The sequence below is a fragment of the Sedimentibacter acidaminivorans genome (genome assembly GCF_017873955.1).
Lineage (GTDB): Bacteria > Bacillota > Clostridia > Tissierellales > Sedimentibacteraceae > Sedimentibacter > Sedimentibacter acidaminivorans.
On the sequence record NZ_JAGGKS010000012.1, the window covers coordinates 39,476 to 64,420 of the forward strand.

20 protein-coding genes and 4 tRNA genes are annotated in these 24,945 nt (G+C 30.7%); 5 read left to right on the top strand and 19 right to left on the bottom strand.

What is annotated here, in order from left to right; genetic code table 11:
* Positions 1-46: 46 nt before the first annotated feature.
* The 10 genes from J2Z76_RS15915 to J2Z76_RS15960 form a co-directional block, all read right to left on the bottom strand.
* The gene (locus J2Z76_RS15915; RefSeq protein ID WP_209513051.1) at positions 47-1,549 is read right to left on the bottom strand and encodes an N-acyl-D-amino-acid deacylase family protein; all 1,503 of its coding nucleotides are present in this window, start codon (positions 1,547-1,549) and stop codon (positions 47-49) included.
* 15 nt (positions 1,550-1,564) lie between these two features.
* Positions 1,565-3,358: a sigma 54-interacting transcriptional regulator gene (locus J2Z76_RS15920; RefSeq protein WP_209513052.1), complete on the bottom strand. Its 1,794-nt coding sequence runs from the start codon at positions 3,356-3,358 to the stop codon at positions 1,565-1,567.
* A 221-nt stretch (positions 3,359-3,579) separates the two neighbouring features.
* Positions 3,580-4,011, bottom strand: a complete 432-nt coding sequence (locus J2Z76_RS15925) for a hypothetical protein (RefSeq protein ID WP_209513053.1) — start codon at positions 4,009-4,011, stop codon at positions 3,580-3,582.
* 100 nt (positions 4,012-4,111) lie between these two features.
* Positions 4,112-5,368: a dicarboxylate/amino acid:cation symporter gene (locus J2Z76_RS15930; RefSeq protein WP_209513054.1), complete on the bottom strand. Its 1,257-nt coding sequence runs from the start codon at positions 5,366-5,368 to the stop codon at positions 4,112-4,114.
* A gap of 71 nt (positions 5,369-5,439) precedes the next feature.
* On the bottom strand, positions 5,440-5,985 hold the full coding sequence (locus J2Z76_RS15935; protein WP_209513055.1) for a PCC domain-containing protein: 546 nt from the start codon (positions 5,983-5,985) through the stop codon (positions 5,440-5,442).
* A 52-nt stretch (positions 5,986-6,037) separates the two neighbouring features.
* Positions 6,038-7,303, bottom strand: coding sequence for a dicarboxylate/amino acid:cation symporter (locus tag J2Z76_RS15940; RefSeq protein ID WP_209513056.1), 1,266 nt, complete (start codon positions 7,301-7,303; stop codon positions 6,038-6,040).
* 27 nt (positions 7,304-7,330) lie between these two features.
* Positions 7,331-8,008 (bottom strand): aspartate/glutamate racemase family protein, encoded by a 678-nt coding sequence (locus tag J2Z76_RS15945; protein WP_209513057.1) that lies wholly within the window; start codon positions 8,006-8,008, stop codon positions 7,331-7,333.
* A gap of 16 nt (positions 8,009-8,024) precedes the next feature.
* Positions 8,025-9,383 carry an allantoinase AllB gene (allB, locus tag J2Z76_RS15950; RefSeq protein WP_209513058.1) on the bottom strand — a complete coding sequence of 453 codons (1,359 nt, stop codon included), beginning with the start codon at positions 9,381-9,383 and terminating at the stop codon, positions 8,025-8,027.
* A 93-nt stretch (positions 9,384-9,476) separates the two neighbouring features.
* Positions 9,477-10,439 carry a threonine/serine dehydratase family protein gene (locus J2Z76_RS15955; RefSeq protein WP_209513059.1) on the bottom strand — a complete coding sequence of 321 codons (963 nt, stop codon included), beginning with the start codon at positions 10,437-10,439 and terminating at the stop codon, positions 9,477-9,479.
* A gap of 16 nt (positions 10,440-10,455) precedes the next feature.
* A complete protein-coding gene (locus J2Z76_RS15960; protein ID WP_209513060.1) occupies positions 10,456-11,985 on the bottom strand; it encodes an N-acyl-D-amino-acid deacylase family protein in 1,530 nt (509 codons plus the stop codon).
* Between the two features lie 602 nt (positions 11,986-12,587).
* On the opposite strand from J2Z76_RS15960, the gene J2Z76_RS15965 reads away from it, so the two are divergent.
* The 3 genes from J2Z76_RS15965 to J2Z76_RS15975 all read left to right on the top strand — a co-directional run bounded on the left by J2Z76_RS15965 (position 12,588) and on the right by J2Z76_RS15975 (position 15,845).
* Positions 12,588-13,778 carry a pyridoxal phosphate-dependent aminotransferase gene (locus tag J2Z76_RS15965; RefSeq protein ID WP_209513061.1) on the top strand — a complete coding sequence of 397 codons (1,191 nt, stop codon included), beginning with the start codon at positions 12,588-12,590 and terminating at the stop codon, positions 13,776-13,778.
* Positions 13,779-13,799: 21 nt separating this feature from the next.
* Entirely contained in the window at positions 13,800-14,693 is an 894-nt protein-coding gene (gene dapA / locus J2Z76_RS15970; protein WP_245210494.1) for a 4-hydroxy-tetrahydrodipicolinate synthase, read from the top strand.
* 114 nt (positions 14,694-14,807) lie between these two features.
* Entirely contained in the window at positions 14,808-15,845 is a 1,038-nt protein-coding gene (locus tag J2Z76_RS15975) for a homoserine dehydrogenase (protein WP_209513062.1), read from the top strand.
* Between the two features lie 234 nt (positions 15,846-16,079).
* Here the strand turns inward: J2Z76_RS15975 and J2Z76_RS15980 are convergent, their stop codons facing one another.
* Complete coding sequence (locus J2Z76_RS15980) at positions 16,080-17,219, bottom strand: pyridoxal-phosphate-dependent aminotransferase family protein (RefSeq protein WP_209513063.1); 1,140 nt, start codon at positions 17,217-17,219, stop codon at positions 16,080-16,082.
* A 283-nt stretch (positions 17,220-17,502) separates the two neighbouring features.
* On the opposite strand from J2Z76_RS15980, the gene J2Z76_RS15985 reads away from it, so the two are divergent.
* On the top strand, positions 17,503-18,294 hold the full coding sequence (locus tag J2Z76_RS15985) for an IclR family transcriptional regulator (protein WP_209513064.1): 792 nt from the start codon (positions 17,503-17,505) through the stop codon (positions 18,292-18,294).
* A 121-nt stretch (positions 18,295-18,415) separates the two neighbouring features.
* Here J2Z76_RS15985 and J2Z76_RS15990 read toward each other — a convergent pair whose 3' ends face one another.
* From J2Z76_RS15990 to J2Z76_RS16005, 4 genes are all read right to left on the bottom strand, one after another.
* A complete protein-coding gene (locus tag J2Z76_RS15990) occupies positions 18,416-19,645 on the bottom strand; it encodes a dicarboxylate/amino acid:cation symporter (protein WP_209513065.1) in 1,230 nt (409 codons plus the stop codon).
* A 194-nt stretch (positions 19,646-19,839) separates the two neighbouring features.
* Positions 19,840-20,577, bottom strand: coding sequence for an RsmE family RNA methyltransferase (locus tag J2Z76_RS15995; RefSeq protein WP_209513066.1), 738 nt, complete (start codon positions 20,575-20,577; stop codon positions 19,840-19,842).
* Positions 20,578-20,589: 12 nt separating this feature from the next.
* Positions 20,590-21,570 (bottom strand): 50S ribosomal protein L11 methyltransferase, encoded by a 981-nt coding sequence (prmA, locus tag J2Z76_RS16000; protein ID WP_209513067.1) that lies wholly within the window; start codon positions 21,568-21,570, stop codon positions 20,590-20,592.
* Positions 21,571-21,639: 69 nt separating this feature from the next.
* Positions 21,640-22,233, bottom strand: coding sequence for a TetR/AcrR family transcriptional regulator (locus tag J2Z76_RS16005; RefSeq protein WP_209513068.1), 594 nt, complete (start codon positions 22,231-22,233; stop codon positions 21,640-21,642).
* A gap of 185 nt (positions 22,234-22,418) precedes the next feature.
* On the opposite strand from J2Z76_RS16005, the gene J2Z76_RS16010 reads away from it, so the two are divergent.
* The gene (locus J2Z76_RS16010; RefSeq protein WP_209513069.1) at positions 22,419-24,404 is read left to right on the top strand and encodes an oxidoreductase; all 1,986 of its coding nucleotides are present in this window, start codon (positions 22,419-22,421) and stop codon (positions 24,402-24,404) included.
* Between the two features lie 180 nt (positions 24,405-24,584).
* On the opposite strand, the gene J2Z76_RS16015 is transcribed toward J2Z76_RS16010, so the two are convergent.
* From J2Z76_RS16015 to J2Z76_RS16030, 4 genes are all read right to left on the bottom strand, one after another.
* Positions 24,585-24,661 (bottom strand) — tRNA-Arg (locus tag J2Z76_RS16015).
* Positions 24,662-24,670: 9 nt separating this feature from the next.
* Positions 24,671-24,744, bottom strand: a tRNA-Cys gene (locus tag J2Z76_RS16020).
* Positions 24,745-24,757: 13 nt separating this feature from the next.
* Positions 24,758-24,834, bottom strand: a tRNA-His gene (locus J2Z76_RS16025).
* Positions 24,835-24,850: 16 nt separating this feature from the next.
* Positions 24,851-24,924, bottom strand: a tRNA-Gly gene (locus tag J2Z76_RS16030).
* Positions 24,925-24,945 lie beyond the last annotated feature (21 nt).

Genomic DNA, 24,945 nt, shown 5'->3' on the forward strand with positions numbered 1-24,945 from the left:
CTATAAATTTTAACTTGATTTATATAATTATAACAGTTATTAGTATCTATTTTAAATCAGCATATTTCATAATACCATCCACCCAAACTGCTTTTATTCCAATAGGATAATTTTTAGGATTTATATATGAATTACCGTCTCTTATTTCACCTGGGTTAAATAATACTATATCTGCAGACATTCCTTCTCTTAATATTCCTCTATCCCATAACCTTAACTTTCTTGCTGGTTCACTTGTCATTTTTCTTATAATCTCTTCTAATGGAAAAAGATTCATTTTTACTGCATAATTTCCTAGAGCTCGTGGGAAAGCCCCATATACTCTCGGATGTGGAAAATCTGATATTATTCCATCTGTACATAAACACAAAAGTGGATGTTTTAACAAAGTTTCTAAATCACTATTACTCATAGCAAAAAAAAGTGCCAATGCATTATTATCTTCTTTTAATAGCTTTAATATTACCTCTGATGAACAAATCCCCATTTGATTCCTTATTTCTTTTAGTCTTTTCCCTATGAAGCAACTATTATTTAAACACGAAGTTATAATTATATTTTCTTCTCCTCCATAAGATTCAATATTGCTATCTACTTCTTTTATAGCATTTATATATAAGTCTTCTTTTTCAAATATTTCATTAATATCAGATGAACTCTTTCCTAAAAGAATATCTAATGGAGAATTTATTGCTATATAAGGATAACAATCATAACTTATCTCTATACCTTCATTAACATACTTATCTATTTTTTCTAAAGCTAATTTCATTTTACCACTATTTCTATTGCCAACAGCTTTTAATTGTGAAATGTGCATTCTAGCGTTACTTTTTCTCCCTATTCTAGCCAATAAGTCAATAGATTCTAACAGTAAATTTTGTTCATCGCCAAAATACATCATTCCAATACCATCATATTCTGATATAACTTTGCATAATTCAACTATCTCATCTTCATCGCCAAAACTACTCGGTGAGTTAATCAAACTAAAAGACATTCCTATCGCACCATCTATCATTGATTTTCGAACTATTTTTTTAATTTCTTCTAATTCATTTTCAGTTAACTTTCTATTTTGATCATTAGAAACCAACATCCTAGCTGTTCCATGACCTAATAAATTTTCTACTTTGCCACTATACATTGAATCGCTAATAGATTTTTTATATTCTTTAAAATTTTCCCATACTCTCTTGTCTTCTGTTTTGCCTGAAAATGTCATTACTTTATCATATAAATATTCTTTAACCTTTTCATTACAAGGTGCTGCTGATATACCATCTTGCCCTATTACTTCTGTAGTTATTCCTTGTCTAATTGCATAATTCAATTTGACTTCTTTAAATATTTCTAAATCCGAATGGCTATGTACATCTATAAAACCTGGGCATACAGCCAACCCTTCCCCATCTATAATAATATTACAATTATCATCTTCATGTATTGAAATTTTTAATATTTTTCCTTCTTTAATATATAGATTAGATATAAATGGAATCGAACCCAATCCATCATATATAGTAACATTCTTTATTATAGTATTCATTTCAATCCCCCTTACTTAATACTCTAATTTTTTTAATTTTCTATACAGTGTGCTTAGACTTATATTTAACTTTTTAGCTATTATTTTTTTAGATTCAGTTGTATTACCATAAATTGATAACAGCTCCTTCAATTTTATTTTTTCCACTTCATCGATAGTATTTTGTAAATTTTCTCCCATTTTATTAATTTCAATTTTACCGTTATCCTTTTTCCCACAATTTATTACATCTAGTGGTAAACTATCTGGTTGAATGAATTCACTATTTTCCATATTAATTGCATATTCTATAACGTTTTCTAATTCCCTTATATTCCCTGGCCAATCATAGTTATTTAATATTGTTATAGTTTCAGGTAAAAATCCTTTTATATTTTTTAACAAAAGCAAATCATGCTTCTCTAAAAAATATTTTGCCAATATAGGTACATCACCTTTTCTACACCTAAGAGGAGGAAGGTGCAAAGGTATAACATTTATTCTATAATACAAATCCTCTCTAAACAATTTTTGCTCTATAAGCTCTTTTAAGTCTTTATTAGTTGCAGCTAATATCCTAATATCAACATCAATTGATTTTGTATCACCTAGTTTTTCTATTTTTTTCTCTTGTAAAACTCTTAATAATTTTGCTTGTAAATTTATAGGCATGTCCCCTATTTCATCTAAAAAAATGGTTCCTTTATTTGCTAATTCAAATTTACCCATTTTACCTGTTGAATTTGCACTTGTAAAAGCTCCTTTTGAATAACCAAAAAGTTCACTTTCAAGTAAGTTATCTGGTATTGCTGAACAATTAATAGCTATAAACGGTTCATTGCTTCTATTACTTTCATAGTGTATTGCTTTAGCAAATAATTCTTTTCCAGTACCACTTTCACCAGTTATTAAAACAGTTGTATTAGATGAAGCTATTTTTCTTATTAAATCTAAAACTTTTCTTAATTCTAAACTTTGTCCTTGAATATTATTTGAAGCATATTTAACGCTATCTTGAATCATTTTATTTATTTTATTATTTTCTTTATACTCTTGAAAAAAACAAACTATTTTTTCAATTTTATTATTTTGTAATATAGGTTGAATAGATAAAATTAATTCAACTTCAGTATTATTATTTATACTAAATTTAGTTTTTATTGATTGATAACTTTCAGCGTTGCTTAATGCCTTTTCCAAAAACTCACAGGATATTTTATCTGCATACTGTTTATTTATAATATTTTTTGCCGCTATATTTAATATAAGTTCAGCATTTCTATTAAAATGAGTAACAACGCCTAAAGAGTCCATTGAAATTATTCCATAGGGATATGACTCAATTATAGTATTAAGGTTTTTTGCTAAGATTAAATTTTCATTTGATTCTAAATCGCTTTTTACTTTAGCTGATAATAACTCTGCCATTTTTTCCATAAATTTCGTGTAGCTTTCAATATTACTAACAAGTTTTACTCTTTCTTCATCTGTCATTGCAGCTAATCCAATACCACCAATAACTTGTCTATCTAATTTAACCGGAACTAACAATGTAGCTTTCTCTTTGCATATGTCTCTCTCTAAGCATTCCTCACAATATGTAGTTTGTCCAGGATTTTCAATAAAAAAAATACCACCTGTATTAATTACCCTTTGAAATACATATCCTGTTGGTAAATTTTCATCTATATTATTTGAAAAACATCCAGTTCCTGCTACACGTCTTGCTTTTTCATCAACTATTGTAACTTGTAAATCAAGTACCGCACACATTGCATCTACTGTTTGTTGAGCAAATTCATGAAGTTCTTTTGTAGAAAAATATCGCATGATTTCCTCCTTGTAATATTTCAATTTAGAATAACAATATTAAAACAACCCTAAACATTTGTCATTTATAATAATTATTATACAATACTTTTGCTTTTTTTTCAATATTAAGAACATATCTATGCAACACTTTTTATGCAATGTATAAAAGCAGCCATATAAGTACAATATAACTGCTTCATTTATTATTGTTAAACTTTCTAGTACTGGAGCTAAAAAAATTATTCTAACTCATTATTTTCTTCAATCATTCTATCAATTTCAGCATCGCTATATGATAATAGTTTACCAAAATCATACGCTAATTTGTATCTTTCCTCTTTATTGTATCTATCGCATGCTACTAATTCTTTTTTTCTTTTCTTCAAATCTAAATATTCTTCTAAATATTTTACATCTTTATAAAATACAATATTATGTTTATTTTTATTCATAGATATCTCGAATAAATCTGTTAACAAAGCATCATCATCTTTGTACCATTTTGTTCCCTTTTCTTCACAAATTTTTTTCGCAAATTCTAAATGTTCATCTCTATCTTTTTCATCATATACAGGTGCACCTAATGCTATATCTTTAGCCCCGCATGATATCATTTCATTAAAGCAACTCATTGCTCCTACTATTTTTGAAAATTGGTCTATTTGTCTCATTTTTATTTCTCCCATTTCCAATAAGATTGTAAATTAACATATAACTAATAGGTGACTTCTAAAATTAAAAAATCACCTATAATTATATATTAATTAGTTATTAAGATTGCACGAATGCTTCTTTGTTGCTATTAAAAGTATTTCTGTCTAACTCATTAAGCCTTGAAGCAACTGTAACCATTCCTACTGTATCTCCTGCAACATTCATAGTTGTTGTTACCATGTCTATTAGGAAGTAAACCCCTGTTAGCCAAGGTATCATAGTTAAAGGAAGACCCATAATATTAAGCATTATAGCACACATCATAACTCCACTGCCAGGCATACCAGCCGCTCCAGCTGACATAATAACACCTAATACAACAAGTATTAATATATCTGGTAATGAAAGGGACATTCCAAACATTTGAGCTGCGAAAATAATATACAATGGATGTTCCGCTGCAGCACCATGCATGTTTATTGTAGCAGCTGGCGGAGCTATTAAGTTAACCATGTCTGATGGAACTCCTAAACGCTCTTTTGTAACCTTCATAGTTACAGGTAATGTAGCTGCACTTGAACATGTTGAAAATGCCATCAACATTACTGGGTATATATTCCTATAGAACTTTATAGGATTTACTTTGCATACGAATTTTAAAATTAGAGGATATATTACAATTAACATGAATGCTAATGCCATATATAATGTTATAATCATTTTAGCTATTCCACCAATTACGACAGCTCCTAATGTACCTGTCATTACTGCTGTTAGCGCAAATACACCATAAGGCGCTAGACTAATAACCCAGCCTACTACTTTTCCAATTATATCATTTAATGCATCAACACCTCTTGAAACAATTCTTCCTGATTCTGTACTTTTAGCTACTGCCAATACTATACCAAAGATTATAGCAAAGACAATTATTTGTATTACATTTCCTTCTGCCATTGCATTAAATGGATTTTGTGGTACCCATCCAATAAAGGAACCTAAAATATCTGGTTTTGTGACTTCCATGGCTGTACCTGCATCAGCAAGGTTCAAACCTTTTCCTGGCTGCACGAAAGATGCAAATCCAATTCCAGTAAAAGCTGCAATAATAGATGATGATGCCCAATAAATTACAAACGTTATACCAACTTTTTTAAGTCTAGTAACGTCAGCAACTTGTGATATACCTGATATTACGCTCAACAATATAAGTGGGTATATACACATTTTGAGTAAACGCATAAATATATCACCAATAAATCCTATTGCAACAATTTTAGGTCCTACAATAAGCCCTAAAGTCCCACCTAGAGCCATAGAAATTAATATTTTAATTGGAAGTGCTAATTTCTTTTTACCTAAAGAATTACTCATATTATTTTCTCCTCGACTATTATATAGTATAATTATTTATTAAAGGGCTGCTTTTAACAGCCCCTTATCATTTATTTATTTGCTACATTTTCATAGAAATTCTCTGGGAACGAGTATGCTTCACCGTACTCATCAACAGGTTTCAATACCTCTATGTCTAATAATTCTGTAATAAATACTTGCATACAGCCTACTATTGTTGTTCCTTCAACTATATGTCCACCAAAAGTCTGTACATCCCATGCTCCGCCTGCTACAAAATGCATTGCTACAAATGGCTCTACTCCACCATCTTCACACGGTCTTTCTCCTATCATACCACCTACTGCACATAACATGCTTAGATTTTGATTTACTGCTACTGATTCATTATGCCAGTTGTCTGGATTAGTAGTGTCTGGAGCCCATACAAAATATTTACATGGTTTGAATGCTCCCATGAATGTTGCGTGAACTTTTCCAAATCTAATATTTTGGTCTTTTGCAAATTTTTCAATTGCTTTAACTGGATCTGCGCCACTCATCATTCTTATTATAAATTCTCTTCCTCTTCTTGTTTCACAGAAGTGATATTCTGCTGGATGACTTGCTGGTTTTTGCCATGCTGGTAAATTCATTTTTTAATCTCCTTTTATTTTTAAAATATTAAGCTACAACTTTGTTTATAAATTAAGCTATTGCTTTATTTTTGTCACCTGTTTTCTTTTTGTTAAATACTTCACGATTTAATTCGCCTAATCTTGATGATACAACTGTCATTCCAAGTATATCTCCACAAACATTAGCCATTGTACCTGGCATATCAATAAGTGTATAAATTCCTATAATCCATGGAACTACTGTTAATGGTAAATTCATTACTTGCAAAACAAGCGTAATCATCAAGAATCCACCTCCAGGTACTCCTGCTGCTCCAACTGCTGAAATTAAACCTAAAATTATAGTAACTCCTAATTGAAGTGGTGTAAGTGGTAATTGATAAAGTTGTGCCGCAAAAATACAATACAAAGGTGTTTGCATACAGTTTGCGTGCATATTTAATGTAGCAGCGGGTGCTGTAATCAAATTAACTATATCTTCTGGAACTCCCATGTTTTCTTTAGCAGTTTTCATTGTAACTGGAATAGATGCATTGCTTGAACATGTTGAAAACGCCATTATTAAAGAAGGCATTGCATTTTTGTAAAACTGTATTGGATTAACTTTTGCAACAAATATTAGTATTAGTGGGTAAATCACTGCAAACATAACTATAAATATTAAATACATAGTTACAAGCATTTTCAAAATACTTCCAATTGTTGTTCCACCTATAGTTGCAACCATATTTGCCATTATAACAAATACTCCATATGGTGCTAATTCAACAACCCAAGCTATTACTCTTCCAACCCAAAGATTTAGAGCATTTAGTGCTTCAACTAAAATTGTTTTCGACTTGCTTTCTGGCATCGAAGTTAGAATTAGACCAAATATTAATGCTACTATAACTATTTGAAGAACATCACCTGCTGCTGTTGCACCAAATGGATTATCTGGTACCCAAGCAACTATATTTTGAACAAAATTCATCTGAACAGCTTCTTCAGCTACTACAACACCCATATCAACGCCTACGCCTGGCTTAACAATGAATGTTAAAGCAACTCCAACTAAACCTATTAGTAACCCCGATAGTGCCCAATACCAAAAGAAACCAATTCCAACTTTTTTAAGTCTTCTCATGTCTGTAACTTGTGAAATACCTTGCATTATACTTACTAAAATCAACGGATACATACACATCTTTAACAATTTAATAAATATGTCACCAATAAACGAAATATAAGTAACAGGTTTTCCTACTACTAAGCCTACAACAGCACCTAAAATTAGTGCAAGTAACATACGTGTTGGTAAAGCTAATTTTCTTCTTGTTTTCAAATTTTCTCCCATAAAAGTAGTGCTCCTTATTATTTAGTTTTAATTTAAAGCGTATCTTCTTATTTTACTTATAGAATAATTTGCCTTTACTAATCCCGAAGCTATAATTAATGCACATACAACAGAGTCTAACACAGGTACTTTAACTATTTCTTGTATTCTTTTATCTAACCCTGCTAATCCAGCACATCCTAATACTATTACTTCTGCCATATCTTCTCTTATAGCATCTTTTGATGTTTCTAGATATATTTGTTCCTCATTACAATTACATCCTTCAAACTCTTTTCTTGGGTATCTTACAGATGCTAAACATCCTTCTAAATGATATTTCCTAATTAGTGCTTGTTTATTTGGAACTGAATGCTGCGATGTAGATATAACTGAAAACCTATGACCTAACATTGAGGCCAACTTCATTGATGCTTCGCCAATACCTACTACAGGTTTACTTGTAATTTCTTTTAATAAATCTAAATTAGGATCACAATGGCATGCAACTATAAAAGCATCTACTTCATCTCTATATTTTTTTACTATTTCTAACATTCCCGGTGCCGCTAATGATTGGTCTTGGTAAGTGTCAATAAATTTTGGTGCACCCTCAGTAGGTAAAGTCATTACTTCATACTCGCCATTTGCAAAATTCTCTGCACTTTTTTGTATAACATCAGTCATATCCAAACTGCTGTTAGGATTAATTATTAATATTTTCAAGAAATCTCCTCCTTTCTTATTTAATCATGTTTAATTTTATAAATTCACCAAAACCTGGTTGAACTTTCAACTCATTGTTTTCACAAACCAAGGTTCCTCTTACATAAGTTTTCTCTATATATCCTTTAAATGTTCTTCCATCAAATGGTGTATGTTTATTTAAATAATGCATATTTTCTGCTTTACATACCCACTCTTTATCTAAATCTAATATTATGAAATCTGCATCTGAGCCTACATCTAAGTTTCCTTTTTGTGGGTAAAGTCCAAATCTTCTAGCTACATTTGATGAGCATATTTCTACAGCTCTACTTAAACTCATATTTCTTTCATGAACTCCTCCTGTTAATATTACTGGGAACATAGTCTGCAAACCTGTTACACCTTCACTTGCAAATGGGAAGTTATCTTTGTCCACTACCTTTCTTTCAAAAGGATGTGGTGAATGATCAGAAGCTATCATATCAACTGTTCCATCTATAACTAATTTCCACAATTCCTCTACTAATTCTCTGGGTCTTACTGGAGGATCACATTTTGCAATTCCTCCTAATTCATATAAATCATCTTCACATAATCCTAAATATTGTGGACAAGTTTCTGCTGTAATATTTACGCCTTCTGTCTGAGCTTTTTTTACAGCTTTAATTCCTTGTGGTATACTTACATGAACTATATGTGCTCTACATTTAGGTGCTTGCTTTGCAATAAATATAAATCTTTCTATTGCTTCTAATTCCGAGTAAACCGGATGTGATTCTATAAATGCATAAGCTTCTTTTCTATTAATTGAATTAAAATCATCAACAAGCTGTTGTATTAATGTATCGTTTTCAGCATGAACAGCTACAAGTCCACCCAACTCCCCAATAGTTTTCATACCTTTTAATAATGTTCCATCATCTGTCATTGGATAGTTTGAACATCTGCACATAAATGATTTAAATGCCTGTCCCCCAGCATTAAACATATCTTCTATATCATCAATATGACCTGGTACTAATCCACCCCATAATCCAAAATCAACTACACATTTTTCATTAGCTTCTATATATTTGTTGTTAAAGGCTTCTAAGGTAACAGTTGATGGAGTTGATAACGGTTGCTCTAGTATTGTTGTTATTCCACCTGCTGCTGCTGCTAATGATGCGTTATACAAAGTTTCCCTATTAGGATCTCCATGACCTCCATGAACATGTGCATCTATCATGCCTGGTAATACATATTTCCCATTTGCATCTACAATTTCTTTTGCATCAACTTGTGTTTCATTATCTAGTATTGCTGCTACTTTACCATCCTTTATTGCTAGCATTCCTAAAAACTCATTTTTTTCAGTGACTATTTTCCCATTTTTTACAATTAAATCATACATGATTATTCTCCTCATTTTTTATTAAGACAAAGAAATTGACTTAGAGAGGATATTCAATTTCTTTGCCATATCAGATTAAATATAAATAGTTTACTATTTAATTAAGTTATTTAAAACTTCAGCATCTATATTTCCACCTGTAAGTACATAACATACTTTAGTTTCTGTTGAGAATTGTATTTTATTAGACAATGCTGCTGCAATTCCAACTACTGCTGATGGTTCTACTAATACCTTTCCTTTGAATATTGTATGTTTTAAAGCTTTTTGTATTGATTCATCGCTAACTGTAACTACTTCATCAACATATTTTTCAATTAAAGGATAAGTATATTCACCTGTTTTAGTAACCATCAATCCATCAGCTAAAGTATCTTTTAATTCAACTTCTACAGGATGACCAGCCTTGAAACTTTCTGTATATCTTGGTATTGCCTCTGGTTCAACTCCAATTACTTTAACATTAGGATTCATACTTTTTACTGCCAAACAAACTCCTGCTAATAATCCACCTGCACCTAATGGTACAACCACAACATCTACATCTGGAATATCTAGCATTATCTCATATCCCACTGTTCCTTGACCTGCAATAAGCACTGGATCATTATATGAATGCACCAATGTCTGACCTTCTTCATCCATTATTTCATATAACTTTTTATATCTTTCTATAGATCCAAATCCATGTTGTATTACATTAGCTCCAAGAGCTTTTGCCCCATCAACTTTTGTTTTAGGTGCATTTGTTGGTAATATTAAAGTACATTGAACACCTAACATATTAGATGATAAAGCAACTCCTAAACCATGATTTCCAGAAGATGAAGCTATAATTCCTTTATCTTTTTCTTCTTGTGTCAAACTAAGAATTTTATTCGTAGCACCTCTAACTTTGAAAGAGCCAGTAGTTTGCAAACACTCAGGTTTTAAATAGACTTTATGATTTAATACTTCATCTAATTTTTCTGCTCTCAAAATAGGAGTATGCTTTACATAATCAGGAAAATCCTGTCTTGCTTTTTTTACATCTTCAAATTTTGTCAATTCAATCACTTAATCTTTCCTCCATTTAGTCTTCTTTAAATTTTAGTTTTCCTTCAACCCATACATACTTTATTCCCTCTGGATATTCTTTAGGGTTTAAATATGTATTTCTATCGCCTATTTTTTCAACATCAAATAAAAGCAAATCAGCACTTAATCCTTCTCTTATTAATCCCCTGTCCCAAAGTCTTAGCCTTCTTGCTGGTTCTGAGGTAACTTTCCTTATAGCTTCTTCTAATGTCATTAATTTTAATTTTCTTGAATAATATCCAAACAATCTTGGAAATGAAGCGTATGCTCTTGGATGAGGATGTGTTCCAATTATTCCATCTGTACAAATTCCTTGTATAGGACTTTTCATAATTAAATTAACATCATCTTCGCTTATTGAAAAATAAATAGCTACAACTGATGGACCTTCGATTTGTAATATTTTTAGTACTGCTACTCCTGGTTCAAGATCCATTTTTTCACTTATAAATTTCAAATCATTTCCTGACATCCATGAATTTTCTTTTGAAGATACTGTAGCAATAAATATTTTTTCAGTACCACCTCTTGCTTCTATATTTTTATTTACGCCATCTAATATTTTTTTGTATTCAGCTGGATCGTTAAGTCTGTTTTGGAATTCTTTTTCGCCTCCATCATATGCCCACATAGGAACAATAACTTTAAGTCCAGTACAAGCAGCAGTATAAGGATATTGGTCAAATGTTATATCATATCCTTCTTCTCTCAGTGAAGTAATTTTTTCTAAAGCTAACCCAACCTTTCCCCAATTTCTGTATCCTAAAGCTTTTAGATGAGAAATATGCATCCTTACTTTGCTTTCTTTCATTATATATATCATTTCATCAAGAGACTCTAATAACTTATCTTGTTCATTTCTAGTATGAACCATAATTATCCCATCATATTTTGCTACTACTTTTGCTACTTCTAATAACTCTTCTGTATCTGCGTAGCTTCCTGGTGGATATATAAGACCAAAAGAAACTCCTTTTGCTCCTTCTTCCATACATTTAGCTGTAAGATTTCTTATTTCTTGCATTTCTTTTTCTGTAGGTTTCCTGTTATCATTACCCATAACACACATTCTTATAGTCCCATGTCCTGCTAATGTTACATGCCTTGGAGCTGCTCCAGATTTATTAACTTCATCAATGTAATCTTTTGTACTTCTCCACCAGTATGGTTTGTTGATAACACCTGCAAGTGGTGCCATATTATCAGCCAATTCTTCAACAAGATTATCATAAAGAGGCGCCACTGATGACCCATCTTGACCAGTAACCTCAGTAGTAATGCCTTGCCTTATTACATGCATCATATCTTTGTTTCTAAATATCTCTAAATCAGAATGACTATGTGTATCTATAATTCCAGGACATAAAGCAAATCCTTCACCATTTATTAAATTGAATTTGTCATTTTCTATGTTTAGAGACATTTTTTTTATTATGCTGCCTTCAACTAATACGTCACTAATAAATGGCTTATTACCTGTTCCATCATAAATGGTTGCTTTTTTTATCAAAAACCCTTTACTCATTTTATCCTCCTACTTTGATTACCTTTATTTTATTTTACTTGAATTGGGTTTTGTTTAATTCAAGTATCTATAAAATTTAAGCTATATTTTTTAAATATGTTATAATTATAATTACTTTATTTATAAAGAAGTTATAATCATCATTTGTATTAACGATAACTATATGTGCAAAACTTATGCCACATTGTTATTTTTTTATTAAACCTTTTCAAAAAATTATATTATTTTTATATGTTATTGAATTTTAAACAATTAAACATCTATAATTTAATTTACAATACTTGTATTTAAAATATATACAATTTTCACTTTTTATATTTTTCTCACTTTTATCTCATAGATGAGAAAAATAATTTTCATTTTTGACAATTGAAAAAAATGTGCAATTAATTATTTTTTTCTTATGTTAATAATTAATGACTAAAACTATTGTTATTAAATAACTTAACAATTTTGTTACTTAAATAATACGATATTAACTAATTATATATTTTTAAATTAGATGGCATTGTTCTTGCATATAATTTATATAAATAGTTTTAAATATATTATTTTATTTAAAATTGTATTATAAAAAAATAATATATCATGGAGGATATAAAATGCTTTCTAAAAGGGTAAGAAACATAAAACCGTCAGCGACTTTAGTTTTAACGGGAAAAGTAGCTGAACTAAAAAAGGCTGGTGTAAATATTATTTCATTTAATGTCGGGGAACCTGATTTTGGTACTCCAGAAAACATCTGCTCTGCAGGTGTCCAAGCAATTAATGATAATTTTACAAAATATACAGGTGTTTCAGGAATAATTGAACTTCGTGAAGCCGTGTGTGAAAAATTAAAAAAAGATAATAATGTAGAATACAAGCCTAGTGAAATATCAGTAGGTACTGGTGCAAAGCAACCATTAGTAAATGCAATTCTAACAATATGCGATACAAATGATGAGGTTATTCTACCAACACCTTGTTGGGTAAGCTATGAAGAAATGGTTAAACTTGCTGATGCAAAACCAGTATTTGTACCAGCAAAAGAATCTGAAGGATTTGCTTTAGATTTAGATGCTATAGAAAAAGCTATTACTAAAAACACAAAAGCTATTTTAATAAATACACCTAATAACCCAACAGGTGCTGTTTATTCAGAAGAAAGTCTACGGAAGTTAGGTGAAATGGCATTAAAACATAATTTTTACATCATATCAGATGAAGTATATGAAAAGCTCATATATGATGGTGAAAAACATTTTTGTGTTGCTTCTATATCTAAAGAAGTTAGGGATAAATGTGTTGTAATTAATGGTTTTTCAAAAGCTTATGCCATGACTGGCTGGAGAATGGGCTATGCTGCAGCTAATAAGGAAATAATAGATGGTATAAATGCTATTCAAGGTCATATGACTTCAGCCCCTAATTCAATAACACAAAAAGCATGTCTTGAAGCTTTGTTAGGACCTCAAGAAAGTCTCGAAATAATGCGAGTTGAATTTGACAAAAGAAGACTTTATTTGTTAGATAGACTAAATTCTATTGAAAATATAACATGTTTTAATGCAAAAGGCGCTTTTTATTTAATGCCTAATATTTCAAAACTCTTTGGAAAATCTTATGATGGTAAAATCATGAATGATTCATTGGATGTAGCAAATTTTCTATTAGAAAAAGCACATATTGCAGTTGTTCCCGGTGCAGCTTTTGAATCAAAAGATAATTTAAGAATTTCATACTCTAATTCTATGGAAAACATCAAAGAAGGTATGGATAGAATGGAAGAAGCTTTAAAATTACTAAAATAACATAAAAAAGGAGATTAAAAAATGTCAACAAATATGAAAGGTATTTATACACCAATAGTAACACCATTTGATGAAAATGAAAATGTAAATTATGATTATTTAAAACATAATCTCGACAAATGGAGTCAAACTGATTTAGATGGTATTGTAGTTTTAGGTTCAAATGGTGAATTTGTTTACTTAACAGAAGATGAAAAATTAGAAATTGTTCGTTTTACAAAGAAAAATTTTACGCAAAATAAAAAAATGATAGTTGGTACTTCTTGTGAATCAACTAGATTAACAATTGAATTAAGCAAAAAAATGGCTGATTTAGGAGCAGATGCAGTATTATTATTACCTCCTAATTATTACAAGGGGGCTATGTCAAAAGATGAAATACAAATTAAATATTACACAGATGTAGCTGATGTATCGCCTGTTCCCGTTATGATTTACAACATGCCAGGCAATACTGGGATAAACATTAATTCATCTGTAATAGCAAAATTGGCTAAACACCCAAATATAGTAGGTATTAAAGACACTTCTGGAAATATAGTACAGATGGCAGAAGTAGTTAGAGATACTGATGATGATTTTGCTGTATTTGCAGGAAATGCATCTTATTTATTACCAGCTTTAGAAGTTGGTGCAAGAGGAGCTACTTTAGCACTTGCAAATATATTACCTGAAGAATGCTGTAAATTAGTGCAACTTCACAAATCAGGTAATCACGAAGAAGCAAGAAAGATTCAATTGAAAATGCTTGAAATAAACACTGCAGTAACCATGAAATTTGGCATAGGTGGATTAAAGCATGCCTTAAATTTATTAGGATATAAGGGTGGATACGTAAGAAGACCTCTATCAAATATTTCTAAAGAAAATGCATCTATAATAGAAGATATATTAAAAAGATATGGTGCTTTATAAATAATTTAAGCAATTGACACTTACCTGTACTAATATGATAGCTTAAAATCTATTAAAATTATATTATGTACAGGTATATTTTTTACAAACTATAAAATAAGAGGAGATATTATTATGAGAATTGGTATAGTTGGTTTTGGTGGTGTAGGTAGAGCATTTTTAAAACTTATTTATGATAAAAAATGCTTGTTAGAAAAGGAAGGCCTTAATATACAAGTTAATTATATCATAGATATATATGGTGGAGTTTATAATAAAAATGGCTTAGATTTACCTAAATTTATTGATTTTCTTTCTAGTGAAAGAGATATAACAAAATATTGTGATGGAGGAAAACCTGAAGAAATAAATTTTGAATTTATGCTTCAAAACAGCGATGTTGACCTATTAGTTGAAATGACACCTACTAATAAGGAAACTGGCGAACCAGGAATGACTCACATTAAAAGATGTCTTGAACATAAAATCAATGTTGTAACTTCTAACAAAGGTCCAATATTATTAGCATATAAGGAATTATATGATTTAGCAAAAACAAACAATGTACAGTTATGCATAGGATGTACTACTGGTGGTGCTCTGCCTACTGTTAATGGAGGCGTTATGGATTTAGCTGGTTCTAATATTACGTCTATTGAAGGTGTTTTAAATGGAACAACTAATTTTATTATAAAAGAAATGGAAGATACAGGTTGCTTATATTCTGAAGCATTAAAAAAGGCCCAAGAATCAGGTATTGCAGAAACAAACCCATCTCTTGATGTTGAAGGTTATGACACTGCATCTAAGTTGTTAATTTTAACTAATGTATTAATGAATACTCAAAAATCATTAGCTGATATATCTATAGAAGGGATTACTAAAGTTACGCCAGAAGATATAAAAAAAGCAACATCTTTAAACAAAAAGTATAAATTAGTTGGAAAAACTGAAATGGTTAGTAAAGAATTAAAGATGACTGTTAAATTAGAAATGCTAGACTCATCTAGTCCATTGTATGGAGGTGAAGGTAAAAACAAAGCCGTTAGATATGTATCTGATACTTTAGGTGAATTAACTATCATAGGTGGTGCTTCAGGGGTTACTCCTGCTGCTGCTTCAATATTAAGAGATATAGTCAATATTCATAGAGGATATAAATTTATAGGGTAAATATAATGTAACAGAGGTTCCTTCAAGATGAAAATAAACTGTAAGCTAAAATAAATAATTATATAAATGAATTAAAACAAACTGCTTAAGCAATAGTAAAGACGAATACTCTTATGAAGATGATATTATTAAGGGTACAGAAGTTTTATATTATTCTATATTATTAATAGATAAAGAAAGCAAACTTCATTAAAAAGTTTGCTTTCTTATATATTATATATAATATAGGGAATACTACATATTTTCTAATAACGTTTTAAGTCCTATACCTTTCTCATATTTATATCCTAACTTAATTAATGTTCTTTCTATAACAGCAATTACAGAATATACAGTATGGTCATCAATATTTCCCATATGTCCTAATCTAAATAATTTGCCTGCATATGCTGCTAATCCTCCAGCAACCATTGCACCTTCTTCTGCCATTATTTTTCTAAATTCAGCATCATTTATTCCTTCTGGATATAATACATTAGAAAGAGTTGTGCCTCTATTTCCTTCTTTAGCTAGAATTTTAAATCCTAGAGATTCTAATGCTGACTGTATTGCTTTTGATACTCTTATATGCCTGTCATATCTTGCTTCTATACCTTCTTCGTTTATTACCCTAACTGATTCTTTAAGTGCCCAAACCATATTTACAGCTGGTGTTGCAAAATATTTTGATGGATCATTCATTATTGGTATCCATTTTTCAAAGTCAATATAAAACTCAGGAATTGTTCCCAAAGATTTTCTTCTTGAAAGAGCTTTCTGTCCTGCCCATAGTAACGCAAGTCCTGGTGCAACTCCAAATGCTTTTTGTGAAGCTGTAAATAATATATCTATGCCCATATCGTCTACATATTCTCTTTCCCCTGCAGTTGCCGCAACCCCATCAACTATATATATAGTGTCTGGATAATTTTTAATTATTTTCCCTATTTCTTCGATTGGTGCGCATGCTCCTGTAGATGTGTCAACATGTGTAACTGTCATAGCAGCATAATTTTTTTCTTTTAATTTACTTTCAATAGTTTCAGGGGATACCACTTCACCCCAAGGAGCTGATAAAACGTCTACATTTAGCCCCTTTCTTTCACATAGATCAATAAATCTATCTCCAAAGAAACCATTGGAAACTATTAATACATTGTCTCCTCTTTTTGTTACATTAGAAATAGCCATTTCCATAGCCATAGTACCAGTTCCTGCTACTACAAAACATTCTCCATCGACTTTAAACATTTCTTTTAAATCAATTATTAGCTCCTTATAGTCTTTAACAAATTCTGGATCTCCAAAAGCTACTGTTTCTCTACCCATTTGATCATTTATAGATCTAATTGTAGGTGTTGGTCCAGGTATCATTACTAGTTTTTTGTTTTTCATAGTTTTATTACTCCTTTTCTTTTTTTATTTTTTTAGTTCGCAATAATTTGATTAATTTTTATTAATTTCACAATGTGAAATTAAATTTCATTTTGTTATATTTATTTTAACACCTTTATTACATTAATGTCAACATATAAAATAACATAATTGTTAATTTTTTGAAACATTATATAAATTGCTAAGGACTCTAGTAATGAAATATAAATAAAAAATATTGTTGATATAATATATTAAGTATGATAAAATTTCACTTATTAAAATAAGATTTCAGGAGTAAATAATGCCAGATAAATTAACCAAAACAAATCAATCAGTTGAAAAAGTATTTCAGATAATAGAAATAATGGCTCAAAGCAGAGAACCTCTACGTCTACAGGATATTTCCTTAAAAGTAGAAATGCCCACTAGCACAACATTAAGACTTATTAATACGTTAGTAACTTGCGGATATGCAAATCAAAATCCTGATACACTAAGGTACTCTTTATCGCTTAAGTTCATGCATATAGGAAGCCTTGTAAGCTCTCAACTAACAATAAGAGATATTGCCCATCCATATTTAGTTGAACTATCAAAAGAATGCAAGGAATCTGTTTGTATTGCTATAGAGCAAGATATGGAAGCTATCTATTTAGATGTGGTTGATGGACCAGACGGTATGCTCAGAATAACTCAACGTATAGGTAAGAGAGCACCAATACATAGCACAGGGGTTGGAAAACTAATGCTTCTTAATTATGATTCACAACAATTGGATTACATGATAAATACTAAAGGTCTACCCGCTTTGACTCCTAATACTATTACAGTTAAAGAAGATTTATTAGATGAGCTTGAAAAAATAAAAGTTCAGGGTTACGCATTAGATAATGAAGAATGTGAACTTGGTGCACGTTGTATATCTGCAGGTATAAAGGACTACACTGGAAACATTGTTGCTGCTATAAGTGTTTCAGGACCTATAACTCGAATGACAATGGATTATATAGAAATAATAAAAAATACAGTTAAGTGTACTGCTAAAAAAATATCAGAATTATTAGCTTACAATGATTCGAATAATTTAAATTAAGTTACTTAAAAAATTTTATTAATAAATTTTTTTTAATATAAAGAAAAATAATTGGAGCTGATTTTCAACTCCAATTATATAATCAATAGTATACTATAATTGAACTACCGAGATTAATTACTTACTTTATAGTTGAATTATACCTTTCCATGTTTAATTCACCTTCAGTTGCGGAAACGATTACAGCACATGAAGCATCACCTGTTACATTAACGCAGGTTCTTGCCATATCTAGTATTCTATCAACTCCAGCAATTAGTATAATGCCTTCCATTGGTAATCCTACTGATTGCAAAACCATACCTAACATTATCATTCCTGCCCCTGGCACACCAGCGGTACCTATTGAAGCTAACGTTGCCGTTAAAATTATAGTAAGTTGTGCTCCAATTGACAAATCCAAACCATAAACTTGAGCGATAAAAATAGCACAAATACCTTGATATATTGCTGTTCCATCCATGTTTATTGTTGCGCCAAGAGGTAATACAAAACTAGTAATTGATTTTGGAACTCCTAGATTCTCCTCAGCACTCTTCATTGTTATTGGAAGTGTACCTGAGCTACTTGCTGTTGTAAAAGAAAAAATCATTGCTGGGGCAATTCCTTTAAAAAATTTAAACGGATTTACTTTTGCAAAAAGTTTTAAAGTTATTGAATATGTAATTACAGCATGTAGTATACAGCCTGCATATACTACCAATATTAATTTCATTAAAGGAAGAAGAACTGCTGGTCCATTGACAGCTACAACCGGTGTAATAAGTGCAAATACTCCAATCGGTGCATAAAGCATTATTACCCCTATTATCTTATATGTTACCTCCGCAAAAGCATCAAAAAAGTTAAACAAAACTTTACCTTTTTCTCCAATTCCAATTATGCCAATTCCTATAATTATAGCAAATGCAATTATCTGTAGCATATTACCATCTACTAGTGCTTTTAATGGATTAGACGGAATAATATTTATAAGAGTATCTATAACGTTTGGCGCTGCTGTAACATCTACTTTTGCATCTGTAGGAATACTAAATCCACCACCAACATTTGTTAAATTTGCTAATACCAATCCTATTGTTACAGCAAAAGCTGTAGTGAACATGTAGTATGCTACCGTTTTCCCTCCTATCCTACCAAGTTTTCTCACATCATCCAAACTGCATGTTCCAACAATCAATGATGAAAATACTAAAGGTACGATTATAAGTTTAATCATGTTTAAAAATAATGTACCAAATGGCTTAATATAAGTGCTTGCTACATCTGGTACTGGCTGTAAAAATAGACCTACTACAATTCCTAATGCAAGACCTAAGAAAATTTTTGTGGTTAAACTAAGCTTTTTCATTTTTCCCTCCATTTTAATTTTTATTGCTTATATATATTATAGAATACATTTTATAATTTGTCTTTACTTTATTTTCCTTTTTTATCAATTATTAATTAAATAAGGAATTTATTTCATTATATTAATTTAATTAAAATATATCTAAGTAAAGATTATCAAATACAAAAATGCAATGGGGACAGTCCCCATTGCATCTATATCATTTCATCGCAGGCATATAAAATTACTGATGAAGTAACTAATCCTGCTGTTTCTGTTCTTAAAATTCTTTTACCTAACGTTACAATATGAGCACCTATTTCTTGAAACATCTTTATTTCTTTATTATCAAATCCACCTTCAGGACCAATAACTATATAATAATTTTTTTTAGGTTCAATTAAAACATCCTTTAATAGTTTTACATCTTCAAGTTCATATGGAACTATTACCTCTGCATCCTCAAGCTTTAATCTATTAATTAATTCTTTAATTGTAGTAACTTTATCTACATAAGGTACTATATTTCTTTTACTTTGCTTTGCTGACTCTTTTGCGATTTTTTGCCATCTTTCAAGTTTCTTTAACTCTCTATCCTTTTCATTCAGTTTAACAACTGTGCGTTCTGTTACAAGTGGTATAAATGTTTTAACTCCAATTTCAACATTTTGCTGAATGATAGTTTCCATTTTAGTTTGCTTTGGAATTCCTTGACAAAGTGTTATATTTATATTTGTTTCATTATTTCTCATAACCTCGTTCTTAAGCTCACATATTATATCATCACTACACATTTGCTTAATTTCTGCAGTAAATTCATTACTTGTGGTAACGATTGATATTACATCTCCTACATGAGCACGCAAAATTGTTTTAAGATGTCTAGCGTCACTACCAGTTATCACAACATTATTATTCTTTATGTTTTCATCTAAACAAAAATATCTAAACATATAAACCTCTTCCTAAAAATTTTTAACAGCAGTAACTGATACCCAATCTTCTTTTTCATTTACTTCCTTTATCTCAAACCCAAGGCCTTCAAAATTGTCTATAATATTTTGGAGATACTTTTTAATTATTCCTGAAGCTACAACTATTCCGCCTTTTTTCAAAAACTTAGGGAAAGTGCTACTCATTCCGATTATTATATCAGCAATAATATTAACAGCTATCATATCATATTTATTGTATCCTATTTTATCTTGAAGCATTTTATCATCAGTTACATTTCCACAATGGACAGTAAATTTATCATCATAAATATTATTTATTGCTGCATTTTCCTTAGCAATTCTAACTGCATTTTCGTCAATATCAACACCTACCGCTGATTTTGCACCCAACAGTATTGATGCAATAGAAAGAATTCCACTTCCACAACCCATGTCCAAAACTTCCATATCGCCTTTTAAATTCTTTTCAATTTGTTCAATACATAACCTAGTTGTGAAATGTTGACCTGTACCGAAACTCATGCCAGGATCAATTTCAAGAACTATTTTACCATCTATAGACTCTTTATATTCTTCCCATGACGGTTTTATTACTATTCTGTCGGATACGATAAAAGGTTTAAAAAATTGCTTCCAATTATTAGCCCAATCTTCATCATCCAGATTTCTAAGTACAACTTCTAATCTTCCAAAATCAATTTCACTATGCTTTTCATTTTTAAAATTATCAACAATATTATATACTTCTTCTAATTTTTCGTTACCTTGATTATTATCTGCAAAATATACTTTTATACAGCTCTCGCAGTCCTTCATTTTTGCTAATTCTTCATCATAATAATCCCAATTTAAAGTATCATTATCTAAAAAGTCTTGGAATACACTAGCATCTTCTATGACTGCATCATTTATTCCTAATTGCATTAACGCACCATTTATTATTTCAATTCCATTTGTTGTTGTATATATTGAGGCTTCTATCCACTTCATTTTATTCTCCTATAATTTTAAATTTATTATTCTCTATAGTTTTATATTTCTATGAACCTTTTATTATTTTTACTGAATAAAAGATTTCAAATAATTTGTTGCCATTCTTCTAACATCAGTTAGTATATCAGCTTTTCCATCACTTACACACCAATTATAAATTATTCCTCTAGAAATAATAAGTAACTCACTCATTAATTGTTCTGCTGATACATTTTTTCTTAATACCCCCATTTCTATAGCCCTCTCAACTAATAGATACAACCCATGAGGCAATCCTCTATGTTTAGATAAATAAAATTCATTTCCATATTCTATCTGTGCTTTATATGTATTCTTAACTAAATCAAGCCCACGCTTTGCTGGAATTGAACACTGATATTCCAAATATTTTAAAATAGACTCTATTGGCTCTTCTTCAATTAATGTTGGATAAATTTCATTTTCAAATTGAGTATCTATAACCTTGTATAGTTCAATAATAATTCCAGATTTATTTGCAAAATGATGATAAAAAGCTCCTACTGAAACATCTGATTTTTTACAAATTTCTTGTATACTAATTTCATCCATTGTTTTATGAGCTAATAAATCAGTTGCTACTGCAAGTATATGTGCTTTTGTATTTTCTGCCTGAATCTGCCTTGATGTTTTTCCTTTCATCTTAAACTCCTAATTCTTATAAGATTATATCTTATAAAGTTACTAAAACTAAAAATTTTTCTTACTATTTTAATTTGTATATTATTATATCAAATAAAATTCATATTGACAAATACTAACTTTCATATTACAATTTTAACATAACCGATTCGGTGAATTAATTATGTTAAGGGAGGACATTTTTTATGAACAAGTTTTTAGAATTATTTGAACCTGTAAAAATAGGAAAACTTAGAATCAAAAACAAAACTTCTATGGCTCCGATGGGGCCAGTAGGCTATGCTGATTCTTTTGGAGGTTTCAATCAGAGAATACAAGATTACTATGTAGAACGTGCCAAGAATGATGTTGGATTGATCATTACAGGTATTTGCAGTGTAGATATGCAAGGAGAAGGTATTCCTTCAATAGGACTTCCATGCCCTACAAGCAATCCATTAGCATTTATACATAGTACTTATCAGATGAATGAACGCATTCATGCTTACGATGCAAAAATCTTTTTACAATTAACTGGAGGATTAGGTCGAAGCGCACTTCCGGGTTTTGTATCTAAAACAATTGCTCCATCAGAGCAAGAAAATCGTTTTGATCCGAAAATAGTACACCGTGAAATGACTAGAGAAGAAATAATGACTCTAATTAAAAAATTTGTAATGTCAGCTGTTATTGCAAAAAAATCTGGATTTGATGGCGTTGAAGTTCATGCTGTCCATGAAGGATACTTATTAGATCAATTTGCAATTTCTTTATTTAATCACCGTACTGATGAATTTGGTGGCTCTCTTGAAAATCGACTTCGCATAACAACTGAAATTGTTAAAGGTATTAAAAAAGCTTGTGGGCCAGATTTCCCAGTTAGTTTACGTTATAGTCTTAAAAGTTGCATGAAGGACTTAAGACAAGGTGGCTTGCCTGGAGAAGATTATAAAGAAGTAGGAAAAGATATTGATGAAGGTATAGAAGCTGCAAAAATTCTTGTAGATGCTGGTTATGATGCTTTAAATGTGGATGCAGGAACTTATGATTCTTGGTATTGGAATCACCCACCAATGTATTTTGAAGATGGAATGTATCGAGAATTTGGTGAAATTTTAAAGAAACATGTAAATGTTCCAATAATTCTTGCTGGTAGAATGGATGATCCTAATATGGCTATTGAATCTTTAGGAAAATCTTGCGACATAGTTAGTTACGGTAGACCTCTATTAGCAGATCCAGAATTTGTTTCTAAAATCAAATATAATAAATTAGATGAAATTCGACCATGCTTAGGTTGTCATGAAGGCTGCCTTGGTCGTATTAGCAATGCTCCAGTTAGCTGTGCAGTTAATCCAGCCTGTGGTAGAGAAAGCATATATGGTCTTACTCCTGCACTACAAAAGAAACGTGTATTAGTAATAGGTGGTGGCATTGCTGGAATGGAAGTGGCTCGTATAAGTTCCCTTAGAGGACATACTGTCATTCTATGTGAAAAGACAGATAAGCTAGGTGGAAACTTAATCCCAGGTGGTGTTCCTCACTTTAAGCGATATGACCGTAAGTTAGTTGAATATTATAAACATCAATTAGAATTATTAAATGTTGAAATTAAGTACAACACTATGATTACTAAAGAAAATATTGATAGTTATAATGCTAATATTATAGTAACTGCTACTGGATCAACTCCTAAAAGTATCTCTTTAGAAGGTACCCAAAAAACAATAACTGCTGACCAAGTTTTGTTAGGAAAAGCTAACGTTGGAGAAAATGTTGTTATTGTAGGTGGTGGATTAGTTGGATGTGAAACTGGTCTTTGGTTGGCACAACAAGGCAAAAATGTCTCAATAGTAGAAGTTCTTCCAGAAATACTTGGTGGTCATGGTACTTTACCACATATGAATGAATATATGTTAATTGACTTGTTAAAATTTCATAATGTTAAGATTTATAAGGATGCATGCATAGTAAAAACAAAAGATACAAGTGTTGAAGTTAAACAGAATGATAAGAACTTTGAATTACTTTCCGATACTGTAATTACTTCAATTGGTTATAAAGAAAATGACTCATTATTTATGCAATTGAAAGATACTGAAGTTCCTGTTTTCAATATAGGAGATTCCAGTCAAGTTCATAACATAATGTATTCAATTTGGAATGCATACGAATTAGCTAAAAATATCTAGTCAATATAAGTATTGAATTTTTTAATAATAATATAATTAGTTTAAGATTTTTAAATATCATTAAAATAAAATAGCTATAGATTATTTTTCTAAAGCTATTTTTTTCATTTAATTTTTTGAATTAAAAAAAGAGTTAAATCCAATTTTTCAATCGACTTAACTCTCTGATTCTATTACTATTGGTGCACCGTGAGGGATTCGAACCCACGACCTTTCGGTTCGTAGCCGAACACTCTATCCAACTGAGCTAACGGTGCATGGTTTTTTGGAGGCGCCATCCAGATTTGAACTGGAGATCAAGGTGTTGCAGACCTATGCCTTACCACTTGGCTATAGCGCCATAAATAAAAAAATGGGGTGGATAGTGGGGCTCGAACCCACGACCTCCAGATCCACAATCTGGCGCCCTAACCTACTAGGCCATACCCACCATAGTTTTATTTTATTGGAGCGGGTGAAGGGAATCGGACCCTCGCAACCAGCTTGGAAGGCTGGGGCTCTACCACTGAGCTACACCCGCAAATTAAGTTTTAGTGGAGCG